General features: G+C 59.5%; 14 protein-coding genes. All 14 read right to left on the minus strand.

Annotated features, from left to right (window positions below; translation table 11 throughout):
• Positions 1-2: 2 nt before the first annotated feature.
• Positions 3-788 (minus strand): flagellar type III secretion system pore protein FliP, encoded by a 786-nt coding sequence (gene fliP, locus AACX99_RS12195; protein WP_339412119.1) that lies wholly within the window; start codon positions 786-788, stop codon positions 3-5.
• Positions 788-1,219 carry a flagellar biosynthetic protein FliO gene (gene fliO, locus AACX99_RS12200; RefSeq protein ID WP_339412121.1) on the minus strand — a complete coding sequence of 144 codons (432 nt, stop codon included), beginning with the start codon at positions 1,217-1,219 and terminating at the stop codon, positions 788-790. Before fliO ends, fliP begins: the two co-directional genes overlap by 1 nt.
• 2 nt (positions 1,220-1,221) lie before the next feature.
• Positions 1,222-1,707: a flagellar motor switch protein FliN gene (gene fliN, locus AACX99_RS12205; protein ID WP_160015354.1), complete on the minus strand. Its 486-nt coding sequence runs from the start codon at positions 1,705-1,707 to the stop codon at positions 1,222-1,224.
• A 36-nt stretch (positions 1,708-1,743) separates the two neighbouring features.
• Entirely contained in the window at positions 1,744-2,715 is a 972-nt protein-coding gene (gene fliM, locus AACX99_RS12210; RefSeq protein ID WP_339412125.1) for a flagellar motor switch protein FliM, read from the minus strand.
• A 13-nt stretch (positions 2,716-2,728) separates the two neighbouring features.
• Complete coding sequence (gene fliL / locus AACX99_RS12215) at positions 2,729-3,256, minus strand: flagellar basal body-associated protein FliL (protein WP_339412127.1); 528 nt, start codon at positions 3,254-3,256, stop codon at positions 2,729-2,731.
• 454 nt (positions 3,257-3,710) lie between these two features.
• Entirely contained in the window at positions 3,711-4,964 is a 1,254-nt protein-coding gene (locus tag AACX99_RS12220; RefSeq protein WP_339412129.1) for a flagellar hook-length control protein FliK, read from the minus strand.
• A gap of 118 nt (positions 4,965-5,082) precedes the next feature.
• Entirely contained in the window at positions 5,083-5,436 is a 354-nt protein-coding gene (locus AACX99_RS12225; protein ID WP_339412131.1) for an Hpt domain-containing protein, read from the minus strand.
• A 31-nt stretch (positions 5,437-5,467) separates the two neighbouring features.
• A complete protein-coding gene (locus AACX99_RS12230) occupies positions 5,468-7,162 on the minus strand; it encodes a fused response regulator/phosphatase (RefSeq protein ID WP_339412132.1) in 1,695 nt (564 codons plus the stop codon).
• A gap of 15 nt (positions 7,163-7,177) precedes the next feature.
• Positions 7,178-7,483 carry an STAS domain-containing protein gene (locus tag AACX99_RS12235; protein ID WP_339412133.1) on the minus strand — a complete coding sequence of 102 codons (306 nt, stop codon included), beginning with the start codon at positions 7,481-7,483 and terminating at the stop codon, positions 7,178-7,180.
• Between the two features lie 156 nt (positions 7,484-7,639).
• The gene (fliJ, locus tag AACX99_RS12240) at positions 7,640-8,092 is read right to left on the minus strand and encodes a flagellar export protein FliJ (protein WP_339412135.1); all 453 of its coding nucleotides are present in this window, start codon (positions 8,090-8,092) and stop codon (positions 7,640-7,642) included.
• Between the two features lie 3 nt (positions 8,093-8,095).
• Positions 8,096-9,457: a flagellar protein export ATPase FliI gene (fliI, locus tag AACX99_RS12245; RefSeq protein ID WP_339412137.1), complete on the minus strand. Its 1,362-nt coding sequence runs from the start codon at positions 9,455-9,457 to the stop codon at positions 8,096-8,098.
• Positions 9,447-10,310: a flagellar assembly protein FliH gene (gene fliH / locus AACX99_RS12250; protein ID WP_339412139.1), complete on the minus strand. Its 864-nt coding sequence runs from the start codon at positions 10,308-10,310 to the stop codon at positions 9,447-9,449. Before fliH ends, fliI begins: the two co-directional genes overlap by 11 nt.
• A gap of 25 nt (positions 10,311-10,335) precedes the next feature.
• Positions 10,336-11,352, minus strand: a complete 1,017-nt coding sequence (fliG, locus tag AACX99_RS12255; RefSeq protein ID WP_275963036.1) for a flagellar motor switch protein FliG — start codon at positions 11,350-11,352, stop codon at positions 10,336-10,338.
• Positions 11,345-13,138: a flagellar basal-body MS-ring/collar protein FliF gene (gene fliF, locus AACX99_RS12260; RefSeq protein WP_339412141.1), complete on the minus strand. Its 1,794-nt coding sequence runs from the start codon at positions 13,136-13,138 to the stop codon at positions 11,345-11,347. Before fliF ends, fliG begins: the two co-directional genes overlap by 8 nt.
• Positions 13,139-13,140: the final 2 nt, after the last annotated feature.

The following is a 13,140-nucleotide window of genomic DNA, read 5'->3' on the forward strand; positions in this document are numbered from 1 at the left end:
GGCTAAGTGCCTCCGAAGCTGGCGGCCAGAGTGCCCATGATCAGCGCCCAACCATCAATCAGGACAAACAACATGATCTTGAACGGCAGGGAAATAATCAGCGGCGAAAGCATCATCATCCCCATCGCCATCAGAATACTGGCCACCACCAAGTCGATGATCAGGAACGGGATAAAGATCATAAAGCCGATTTGAAAGGCCGTTTTCAGTTCGGAGGTAACAAAGGCCGGCACCAGAATGGTCAGCGGCGCATCTTCCGGGGTTGCGATATCGGTGCGCTTGGACAGTCGCACAAACAATTCCAGATCGCTTTCACGGGTCTGCGACAGCATAAAATTCTTGATCGGGCCTTCGGCCTTGAGGATCGCGTCCTGCGCCGGCAGTTGCTCGTTCAGATAGGGCTGCAACGCCTCGCGGTTAATCTGATCGAATACCGGCGCCATGATAAACATGGTCAAAAACAGCGCCAGCCCTACTAGAATCTGGTTCGACGGCGTCTGCTGCAGGCCCAAGGCCTGACGCAGAATCGAGAAAACGATGATGATCCGGGTAAAGCTGGTCATCAGCATGACGAACGCTGGAATAAAGCTCAGCGCGGTCATGATCAGCAAAATCTGCAGGCTGACCGAATACTCTTGCTGGCCCTGCGCATCAGTACTCAGGGTAATGGCCGGGATCGACAGCGGATTGCTGCCCGACTGAATCAAGGTGCTGGCAGTTGGCGTATCGGCGGCGAACGCCAGAGAAGCGCACAGACTGAAAACCAGTACCAGTAACAAACGCAGCATCAGGACTTGTCCTTCTGGTCCTTGCCCAACAGCTCCATTAGACGCTGGGCAAACTCGGTCGAGGCTGGTTCGGCGTCCGGTAAATGCACCGGTTCTTTCAGCACATGTAGCGATGTAATGGTGCCAGGCGTCAGCCCCAGCAACACCTGCTCGCCGCCCACCTGCACCAGCACCAGACGGTCACGCGGCCCCAAAGCCTGGGTTGCCACCACTTTGATCACCTGGCCGCCACGCGGCACGATCTGTTGCACCCGGCGCATCAACCAAGCCAGCAGAAAGATCAAGCCAATCACCAGCAACAGGCCTAGCAACAACTGCACAAGCTGCCCGCCCATGCCCGTTCCGGCAAGGGGTACAGCAGTTTGCGCTGCCGGCTCGGCAGCCAGTGCAGCAAAGGGTAAAACCAAGCCCAGCAGCAGGGTTCTATGCATGGTTAGCGCAGCTTCTTGATACGTTCACTTGGGCTGATCACGTCGGTCAGGCGAATGCCGAACTTCTCGTTCACCACCACCACTTCGCCGTGAGCAATCAGGGTGCCATTGACCAGCACGTCCAATGGTTCGCCGGCTAGGCGATCCAGTTCAACGACCGAGCCTTGGTTAAGCTGCAGCAGGTTACGAATGGTGATATCGGTACTACCGACTTCCATGGAGATCGACACCGGGATATCCAGAATCACATCCAGATTCGGCCCATCCAGGTTAACCGGCAGGTTCATCTTCGGCGCACTGCTGAACTCTTCCATCGGCGCCCGCGGCGGTGCAGGCGCTGCATCACTGGCAGCCAGCATGGCATCGATATCATCCTGCCCAGCATCACCGGACTCGGACAAGGCAGCCGCCCACTCATCGGCAAGCGCCTGCTCCTCAGGGGAGGATGCTTCTTCGCCTTCGTCTACAGTGTCATTTTCGTCTGCCATCGTTCTTCCTCGGCTGGCGTTGAATTGGGTTAACAGTTAGCGCAAGCGCTCGATCGGATCGAGCACCTGCAGCGCCAAGTTGCCTTTGTGGGCCCCTAACTTGACCTTGAATGAAGGTACGCCGTTAGCACAGAGCACCATATTTTCTGGCAACTCGACGGGGATCACATCACCCGGCTGCATGTGCAATATGTCGCGCAATTTGAGCTGACGTCGTGCCACGGTGGCACTTAGCGGCACGCTAACGCCCAGAATGTCCTCACGCAGGGCCTTGATCCAACGTTCATCCTGGTCATCGACATCCGACTGGAAACCGGCGTCGAGCATTTCGCGAATCGGCTCGATCATCGAATACGGCATGGTCACGTGCAGGTCACCACCGCCACCGTCGAGTTCGATATGGAAGGTGGAAACCACAATCACTTCACTGGGACTGACGATGTTGGCCAAAGCCGGGTTTACTTCCGAGTTGACGTACTCGAAGTTGATATCCATGACCGCATGCCAGGCTTCTTTCATGTCGATAAAAGCCTGATCCAGCACCATGCGCACCACTCGCAACTCGGTAGGGGTGAATTCACGCCCCTCGATCTTGGCGTGGCGGCCATCACCGCCAAAGAAGTTGTCCACCAATTTGAACACCAGCTTGGCATCGAGGATAAACAGGCCCGTGCCACGCAGCGGCTTCATTTTCACCAGATTGAGGCTGGTTGGTACGTACAGCGAATGCACATATTCACCAAACTTCATCACCTGCACGCCGCCCACCGCCACATCGGCGGAACGGCGCAGCAGGTTGAACATGCTGATGCGGGTATAGCGGGCGAAACGCTCGTTGATCATCTCAAGCGTCGGCATACGCCCACGAACAATTCGGTCCTGGCTGGTCAGGTCATATTGTTTGACGCTTCCCGGTTCGGCTTCGTCCTCGGTCTCAACCAAGCCGTCATCAACGCCATGCAGCAGGGCATCGATCTCATCCTGGGAAAGCAGGTCTTGCACAGCCATATACGGCTCCTGATTACTGCAACACGAGGTTGGTGAACAACACTTGCTCGACCGTGACCTTGCCGGTCTCTTTCTCGGCCAGTTCCTGCACGCTGGCGGTCGCCTGCTGACGCAGCATTTCCTTGCCCACCGGGGTGATCAAGGACGCAAAGTCCTGACCGGAGAACAGCATGACCAGGCGATTACGCAACACCGGCATATGTACTTTGAGCGCATCCAAGGCCGCCTGATCACGGGTCATCAGGGCCACGCTGACCTGCATGTAGCGGGCACGGCCCTGATGGTTGAAGTTCACCACGAAGGCCGGCGACAGTTCCTCATAGATTGCCGCCTGCTTGACTGGCACCGCAGGCTCGGCACTGGCTTCTGCCTTGGCCTCATCAGCACCCGCATCCTTCTTGCTCAGAAAGAACCAAGTGCCTCCCACGGAAAGGCCCACAGCCAGCAGCACAGCAATAACGATGATAATGATCAGCTTCATTTTGCCGGCTGGTTTCGCCTCGGCATTTGCCGGTGCGGGTGCTGCTTCTTTCTTAGCCATGCCAATAATCCGTCGCTATTCGGAGTTTTATCCGTTTTCAAAGGGTTAAGAGCAAGTGTTATGCCAGTGTGTCAACAAACCTGCTCACTACGGCGGCCCAGCACCTGAGAGTGATGCGACCAAGGCATCAGATATACGCACGCCCCAAACAAAGTCGCCCGCCTCCCACGCAATGGGAGCCGGGCGAAATGCAGTTTAGATCAGTGGGCCATGCAACTACAGCAGCAAGCACGTCAGAAGCCTATCAAAGCCAGCTGCGCGTCAGCCTAGCCGCGCTAAAAGCAGGATCGGCAAGGCGCTTTCGGCTAACGCGCTTCAGCATGGCCCGAAGCGCGAGTGAAACGAGTAGTGCCCTGGTAGAGTCCGACACACCGCTCCTTACCTGCCTGGCCAGCCGAAGGCTGTTACTCGTAGCACCTTACATGACTCTACCCGCTAGCCTTTGATTGGATGCTTAGGCGTAGTAATCAACCAAGCCACGGGCGCTCACAGACGCCGCGCGAGCCGATTCGACAGTACTCGCATGCAATTCCTCATCCGCACCGAGCAATTCACTGGAGGAGCCACCGCGACCTTTGCCTCCCTCACCTTCCTGCCCCTGCCAGCCGCGACTGAGCGACTGATCGGAGACGCTCACGTCCAGCTGGTTCATGCCCTGCTGAGCGAACAGTTCACGCAGACGGTGCATCTGCGCATCCAGCGCTTCACGCACTCCGGCATGCGGGCTGGCGAAGGTGACCTGGCTCTGCTCCTGATTGACGCTGATACGCACCTCCAGACGGCCCAGTTCGGCTGGGTCGAGCTGAATCTCGGCGGATTTGAGGTTCTGGCTGGACATCACCATCACCCGATCCACCACCGCCTCACTCCAACCACCCTGCTGCATGGGCACCGGCTGCCCAACCACCACCGGCGCGCGCGCCGACAATGGGATCTGTTGCCCAATGGCCTGGCTCAGGGCATTGAGCTTGCTCACAAAGTTCTCCGGCGTGTTATTCGCCGTACCTTCCTTCAGCGCTTCAAGGCCTTTGCCGGTGAGGGCTTCGAGCTGTAGCTCCGGCAGTTCCAGTGCATCACCCTCTACCGGCACTTCGTCCTGCACCACCTGGCTGGCCAGCAGGCTCTGACTAATGTTTTGCGCTTGCGCTGAGGGAGCTACCGCCTGATCGGCCTGCAGCTTTTCTTTCGCACCCATTTCCAAAGCCATGCGTACCGCCGGCAGTTGGTTGAGCGAGTCCAGCTCAGCATCGAAGCTGGCCTCGGTCATGCTCGCGGGGCCTGAACTGGTCAAGCTGCCTGTAGTGACCAGCAGTGGCGCAGGCTCTGTGTCTGGCACCAGTTCCTCAACCCCCTCCACAGGCAGCTCGCCGGTTATGCCGAGCAACAACAGCGGATCAAGCACCGCACCGTCGCTTGCCGGATCCGTCGGCAAAGGCTTGCCGCTATCGGCAACCTCCGCCTGCCCTGCGGCAGCCAGCGCCTGTGCATCTTGCGGATCTTCTTTGTCTACCTTGCTCTCACGCGCAGGCTTAGCAGGCGCATCACTGCGCTCAGCCGCCTTGGCCTGACGCTCCTTGGCGTACACCTGAGAGAAGCTGGAAGCCTCATTTCTATTGGGTTGCGCGGGTTTTTCCGGCGGTTTTGATGCAGCAGCCCTGGGCTTTACTTCAGGAGCCGACTTAAGCAGCAGATCGGGGGCAACGGACATGGATACTCTCCGTTCGGGGTTGGTCGTGCGGGGAGTTTTGCAAGGCGCGGGCCAACTTGTTGGCAAGCAGATTCAGCGGGGTGAAATACAGCAACATCGGGAGATAGCAACAGCAAAGCTAGTGCCGATAACGCTGACGCTCGGACTTGAGCAGGATGCGCACGATGGCAAACTCACGCTCGATCTGCTCGACCAACTCAGGGGCCTGCTCCAGCTGCTCGCGCCGTCCGGCCTCCTCCAGCTGCTTGCACAACCCAGCCAACATCAGTGCGCCCATATTGCTGCAGCTGCCTTTAAAGCTGTGCGCCGCCAGACGCAAGCTTTGCGCATCAGCCGCCCGCTCAGCCTGGCGCAATACCAGCAAGCGCTCTTCGGAATCGACCAGAAAGGTATCCAGCAGCACCGGATATTCATCCTCCATGACGTCCTGCAAAGCCGCCAATACTGCGCTATCAAGGTGAATATCGGACAACGGCTCGCTCCCCCTGGAGTTATGCCCAGGATTATGCCCCAGGCAACCAGGAAAACTCCACGCGCACACCCGGTTCGCCGTCGCCCCAAATGCAGCGCTCGCTCAATTGCCTGACCAATGCCAAGCCGCGCCCGCTCAAGCTATGGGCATCGCGGGGTTCTGTCGGCAATTGCTGCGCATCAAAGCCCGAGCCGCTGTCTTCAACTCGTACGATCAACCGTCCGCCCGCGCCCTCAGGCAGCAATTTCAAGTGAAAACGCACAAAGCCGTCGGTCAATGCCGCTAGCCGAATACTGCGCTGACGGTAGTACTCGGCAAAGCCCTCGGCATTGGCTTTGAGCGCCGAGTCCAGGCCCAGCACGCCGTGTTCCAGCGCATTCGAATACAACTCGGCCAGCACACTGAACAAGGCACCACCCTGAGGCCGCAAACCCTGCACCTCGAGCAACAGCTGCAAAAGGAACGGCAGCGGATTGAAGTGGCGCAGGGTTTCCCCACGAAACTCGAAACTGGCCGACCAGTCCAGTGAATGGCTCTGACCGTTGTCAGCAAAAGCCAGCGGCGGCCGGCTCAGCTCGGCGTCATCGACCAGGCTGACCTCAAGCAGGCTGAGATCATCCTGCTGCTCGCCACTGAAATCGGTAAGTGCCTGCTGGATTTCACCAAACAGCGCCGTCTGCTGCCGATTAGCGGCAAACACATCAAGCAGACGCCCTTCACCAAACAGCACGCCCTGCTTGTTGCAGGCCTCCAGCACGCCATCGGAGAGCAGAAAAACCCGATCGCCAAGCGCCAGTGGATAGACCTCGTATTTGTCGTTGAACGATGTCGGCTCTAGCACGCCCAGCGGCAAATGCCGCGATACCAGCGGCAAGCGTTCGCCATTGCCGCGCAGCAGATAGCCGTCCGGCAAACCGCCGTTCCACACCTCGACCACCTGACGCTGGAAGCTGATATTCAGCACCGCGGCGCAGCAGAACACCCCGACGGGGAGAATGCGCTTGAGCTTGGCGTTGATCTCGCGCAGCACTTCGGCCAGTGAATAACCCTTGGCCGTCATGCCATAGAACACCTCGGCCAGCGGCATCGCACCAATTGCCGCGGGCAAACCGTGGCCAGTGAAGTCGCCCAACAACACATGCATGCCGCCGGACGGTTTAAACGCGGCCAACAGCAAATCACCGTTAAACACCGCAAAGGGCGATTGCAAGTAGCGGATATTCGGCGCATCCAGGCAACCGGAGTGGGTGACCTTGTCGAACACCGCCTTGGCTACACGCTGCTCGTTGAGCAAGTGTTCGTTATGCATGGCAATCAGGTCGCGCTGCTGCAGCACGGTATCCTGCAGGCGTCTCAGGCGATCCATAGCCTTGATCTTGGCTTCGAGAATGACCCGGTTGTAGGGCTTGGCGAGAAAGTCGTCACCGCCGGCTTCCAGGCAACGCACCAGGGCTTCGCCTTCGGTCAGAGAGGTGAGGAAGATGATCGGCACCAGCTCTTCGCCAGCGACCTGCTTGATCCGCCGCGCAGCCTCGAAACCATCCATCAGCGGCATCAGGGCATCCATCAGCACCAGCTGTGGCCGCTCCTGCTCGAACAGGGCCACCGCCTCCAGACCATTGCTGGCGGTCAGTACCCGGTGCCCCTGGCGACTGACGATAGTCGACAAGAGCATGCGATCAGCCGCGTTGTCCTCGGCGATCAGAATGGACAGGCGCTCTGGCATGACACGCGCTCCGTGTCAGGCGATCTTGAACAGCTGCTCGAAATTCGAGATAGCCAGGATCTTGCGCACATCCGGGTTGCAGTTGAGCAGCTGGATCTGCGCGCTGTCGCCACCAGCATGATCGCGTAGCAGCAACAGCATGCCGAGCGCCGAACTGTCCAGGTAGGTGGTGTCTTTGAGGTCTACAACGTAGCGCTGCGGGGTGCTGTTGACGCGCTCGTAGGCGTTGCGGAATTCCTGATGCGCACCGAAATCGAAGCGTCCCTGAATCAGAATGGTCAGCTCTTGCCCATCGGATGAGGGCAGCGAGGTGATGGCCATGAATTACTCCTATAAACGAAAAGACCAGGCCGCACGTTCAGGTGGGCCAGACGCAGGTTATGCATGATCAAGATGTAGCATCGCAATGCCCAGGCGGCAACTGTTTAGGCTGAGTTGATGTGTCGTCTTCAGTTTCAGGTGAACGGCAATTGCCACTTAAGACTGCGTATCACGGGCGGATATGCGCTGCGAGAGCTCATCGAGTAATTTCTGTTCGCGCTTGTCTTCGGCCAGGCGCGCCTCATCCTGATAGCGTTTGACCAGTTTGCGCAAACCCTCCAGGCGGGCGTAGCGTTGCTGCCAGGCCTCGCGCACTTTTTCCATATTGGCGCGGTGCCAGTCGACGCTGTTGCGCTGCTGGCCGATGGCGGTTTCCAGCTGGGTAAGGAAGCGCTGGTAGTTCATCAGCCATTGCCCGGAAACGCCGCGCTGGCCTTCACTGATCCATTGCTGCTGATAGTCCCCGCGGTAGCGCTCCAAGTCCCCCAGCTGCACTTCGGCCTGGCGTAGCAGACCCTGGCAATGACCCAATTGCAGCGCCGCTTCACGCTCGGCACGCGCGGCCATGTCGACCACCGGGACCAGCCGCGCGGCGCGGTTTTGTGCCATGGCTTACGCGCCCGTTGCGGCAGGGTTGAAGACTGTCGCCAGCTGCGCGCTGCTGCTTTCCAGGCTTTCGTTGGTCTGCAGGTTCTGCCGCAGGTACTTGACCATGGCCGGCTGACGGGCGATGGCCAGGTCAGTGTCCGCATCGCCGCCAGGGACATAGGCACCAACACTGATCAGGTCACGACTCTGCTGATAGCGCGACCACAGCTGCTTGAAGCGTTGTGACAAACGCAGATGCTCTTCGCTGACCACCTGCGGCATTACCCGGCTGATCGAGGCTTCGATATCGATGGCCGGGTAATGCCCCTCCTCGGCCAAGCGACGCGACAGCACGATATGCCCGTCAAGTACACCGCGAGCGGCGTCGGCAATCGGGTCTTGCTGGTCGTCGCCCTCACTGAGCACGGTATAGAACGCAGTAATCGACCCGCCGCCCTTCTCCGCATTGCCGGCGCGCTCGACCAGCTTGGGCAGGCGAGCAAATACCGACGGTGGATAGCCCTTGGTCGCCGGAGGCTCGCCAATCGCCAGGGCGATCTCACGCTGGGCCTGGGCAAAGCGAGTCAGCGAATCCATCAGCAGCAGCACGTTCTTGCCTTTATCGCGGAAATATTCGGCGATGCGCGTGCAATACATCGCAGCGCGCAGACGCATCAGCGGCGCATCGTCAGCCGGCGAGGCCACCACCACCGAGCGTTTAAGCCCCTCGTGACCAAGGATCTCGTCGATAAATTCTTTAACTTCACGGCCCCGCTCACCGATCAGCCCTACCACAATAATGTCGGCCTCGGTAAAGCGCGTCATCATGCCCAGCAGCACCGATTTACCGACGCCGGTACCGGCAAACAGGCCGAGGCGCTGACCACGACCGACAGTCAGCAGGCCGTTGATCGAGCGAATGCCGACATCCAGCGGCTCGCTGATGGGGTGACGGTTGAGCGGATTAATCGTCGGGCCATCCATCGGCACCCAGTCCTCGGCCTTCATCCCGCCCTTGCCATCGAGGGCGCGGCCGGTGCCATCAAGCACCCGACCGAGCATCGACATGCCCATGGGCAGGCGTCCGGTATCCGGCAGCGGCACAACGCGGGCACCAGGGGCGATACCGGCTAGGCTGCCGACGGGCATCAGAAAGATCTTGCCGTTGGAAAAGCCCATCACCTCGGCCTCAACCTGCACCGGGTGATAGCTGTCATCGTTGATCACCAGGCAACGGCTACCCAGCGCAGCACGCAGGCCTTCGGCTTCTAGGGTCAGGCCGACCATGCGTAGCAGGCGACCTTCAACTAACGGTTGAGTTGGCAGCGCCACAGCCTCGCTGTAACCGGCCAGGCGCTTGGCGAAACTCACCCGATCAAGGCGCATCAGGGCTCGCCTGACTATTTACCTGAGGAGCATCCGCCTGAGCGGCATCCTTCTGAGGAGCCGCCACCGACTGGGTATCCAGATCGGTATGCAGATCAGCCTCCAGCGGGTGTGCCGCCTGTTCGCGCTGTTGCTCGAACAACTGCTTGATCGCCTGATTCAGACGGGTTTCCACGGTGGCGTCGATACGGCTGAGTTCACTCTCGACCCGGCAGCCGCCAGGCAGCAGAGAGGCGTCCTCAAGGATCCGCCAGCTCTCTTCGTGGCGTTCGCGCAAGGCCTTGATCATCTCGAAATCTTGCGGGTTGAGGTGAATGCGAATATTGCCGGCGCCCATCGGCAGAAGCTTGAGCGCCTCACTGAGTACCTGACGAATCTGGCTGGAGTCGCTGACCAACTCACGCTGAATCACCTGGCGCACCATCTGCCCGAGCAGACTGACCATGGCTTCTTCAAGCTGCTGATCCTGCTCGGCAATCGGCTCGAACAGATGGGCCATCAACTGCTCCAGCCCGGCCACTTTCGCAGCCATGGCAATATCGGCTTCCTGCTTGGCTTTTAGCTGGCCGGCATGAAAACCGTCCTTCTCTCCGGTGGCAAAACCTTCGTTGTAGGCGTCCTGGCGAATGGCTTCCAGTTCATCCAACGTCAAAGGTTTGACGTCTTCCAGGGCCACTTCTTCGCTCTCGGACGCCGCAGGCTCGCTCGTCTCAACCGATTGCTCGCCCACCTGCTCCTCTTCTCCAGGCTCAGGCTTTTCCACTTCAGGATCGAAGCTGGGCAGCGCCCACAGATCAACGCCCTTAAGGTCCTTGGCGCGAATCAGTTCGCTGGGCGGCTCTTTACTGGACATGCGTCAAACCATTACTGGCCATGTGTTAAACCATTTCCTCGCCACCTTTGCCGCCCAAGACAATTTCCCCGGCTTCGGCCATACGCCTGGCGATGGTGAGGATTTCCTTCTGCGCGGTTTCCACGTCGCTGACGCGCACCGGGCCTTTGGCTTCCAGATCGTCGCGCAGCAATTCGGCGGCACGTTTGGACATGTTCTTGAACACCTTTTCCTTGATCGCCTCGTCGGCACCCTTAAGCGCCAGCACCAGCACATCGGAGGATACCTCGCGCAACAGTGCCTGAATGCCACGGTCGTCGACATCGGCAAGGTTGTCGAAAACGAACATCAGGTCCTCAATCTGGCTGGAGAGGTCTTCGTCGACTTCGCGGATCGAGTCCATCAGCTGGCCTTCAACCGAGCTGTCGAGGAAGTTCATGATATCGGCGGCGCGCTTGACGCCGCCGAGCGCGGCGCGGGTGGTGTTGGAGCTGCCGGAGAACTGCTTTTCGAGAATCTGGTTGAGTTCTTTCAGCGCCGCCGGTTGTACGGTGTTTAGCGAGGATACGCGCAGGACAATATCCAGGCGCACCTTATGGTCGAAGTGGCCAAGCACTTCACCAGCCTGATCGGGGTCCAGATAAGCCACCACGATGGCCTGAATCTGCGGGTGCTCGTAGCGGATGACGTCGGCCACGGCGCGCGGCTCCATCCATTTCAGGCTGTCCAGGCCGCTGGTGCTGCCACCGAGAAGAATACGGTCGATCAGGTTGCCGGCTTTGTCTTCGCCCAGCGCCTGAGTCAGCATTTTGCGGATATAGCCGTCGGCGCCGACGCCCAGGCTGGTCTGATCACCGACGATGTCGACAAATTCGCCCATTACCTGCTCGACCTGCTCACGCTGGATATTGCGCATACCGGCCATGGCCACGCCGACCCGCTGCACCTCTTTCGGCCCGAGATGACGCAGCACCTGGGCGGCATCGGTTTCACCGAGCGACAGCAGCAGAATCGCGGCCTTGTCGACCTTGCTCAATTTAGTGGCGGTTCGATTCTCACTCATCGGCGTTAATCCACTCTTTCACAACCTGGGCTACGCGGCCCGGGTCTTCAGCGACCAGGCTCTTGATGGCGTTCAATTGTGCATCATACCCCTCACTCGGGCTCGGCAGGAGGATGCTTTGTGGGCCGCCCAGGCTTACGCGGTCCTCGGAGAGATCACCGCTCAGCGCGCCCATTTCACCCAGTTCGACATCGCCATCGCGACCATCGCCCTGACCTTTGCCGCCGCTGGTGATGTTTTTCATAACAGGGCGCAATACAAACCAGACCAATATAAAGATCAACAGCGCAGGCATCAGTTGTTTGAGCCCCCCCATGGCTAGCAGGAACAACTCACTCTGATACCAAGGCAAGGCAACAGCATCCTCGCCCACCTCAGCGGAGAACGGTGTATTGATCACGCTCACGCTGTCACCCCGGCTGGCATCGAAACCCACCGAGTCCTGCACCAGGCGGGTAAAGCGCGCCAGATCATCACTGCTCCACGGCACGCGGGTGGTTTCGCCACTGGCCGCATCGACCTTGACCTGATCATCCACCACCACCGCCACCGACAGCCGGCGCAGACGGCCCTGCTGCTGCTTGGTGTAGCTGATCGAACGATCCAGCTCGAAGTTGCGGGTCGACTGCTCACGCTTGTCCGCCGGGTACGGCGCAAGCATGGCCAGGCCGGTGACCGGGTCGATGATCTGCTCGCCGTTGGCATCTAACAACGGCTGCCCTGCGGCAACCGGGCCAGGCACCGCAGCCGCGCCAGCGGCTTGCTCAGGAGCTGCTGCCGCACCTGGTGGCTGATTGGCCAGGGCACCTGGCACGCCTTGTGGCGGCAGGCTACTGGTACGTTGTTCGTTGACCTGCTGTTCGCTGCGCAGCGCCGGTTGATCAGGGTTGAACATTTCCGAGGTGGATTCCACCGCGCTGAAATCCACATCCGCCGACACTTCGGCCTTGTAGCGGCCCGAGCCCAGCACTGGCTGCAGGATGTTGTGCACTCGCTGAGTGAACAGACTTTCCATGCGACGGCTGTAATCGAACTGCTTGCCGGCCATGGTCAGCTCGGACATTTCCTGAATATCCGAGAGCAGATTACCCTTCTGGTCGACCACGGTGACCTGGGCCTTGTCCATTTCTGGCACGCTGCTGGCGACCAAATTGACGATGGCCATCACTTGGCTTGGCTCCAGGCCGCGCCCGGAGTACAACTCGACCAGTACCGAGGCACTAGGCTTGCGCTCATCGCGCACAAATACCGAACTCTTCGGGATCGCCAGGTGTACGCGAGCCGCCTTGACGTTGTTCAGGCTGGCAACGGTGCGCGCCAGCTCGCCTTCCAGGCCGCGGCGATAGCGGGTGGCTTCCATAAACTGGCTGGTGCCCAGGCCTTGCTCCTGGTCGAGAATTTCAAAACCGACGCTATTGTCCTTCGGCGCAACGCCAGCAGCAGCCAGACGCATGCGGGCACGGGCCAGGTCATCAGATTTGACCAGCAGCGCGCCTGAATTAGGTTCCACGGTGTATTTGATGTCGGAGGCGGACAACGTCTCCATCACCTGGGACGCATCCATACCGTCGAGGCTGCCATACAGCGCCTGGTAATCCGGCTGCTGCGACCACAGCACCACGGCGAAGCCGATGGCCACGCTAGCGGCCAAACCGACTAATAGACCGATCTGGCGCAACATCGACATATCGGAGAGGTTTTCCAGAAAGGTCAGCCCAAACAGCGGCTTCTTCGGCTCATCACCCATGGTGGTGGCAGGTACGTTTGCAACGACAGCTTCAGCCATAA

This window comes from Pseudomonas sp. EA_35y_Pfl2_R5, from assembly GCF_963970805.1.
Lineage (GTDB): Bacteria > Pseudomonadota > Gammaproteobacteria > Pseudomonadales > Pseudomonadaceae > Aquipseudomonas.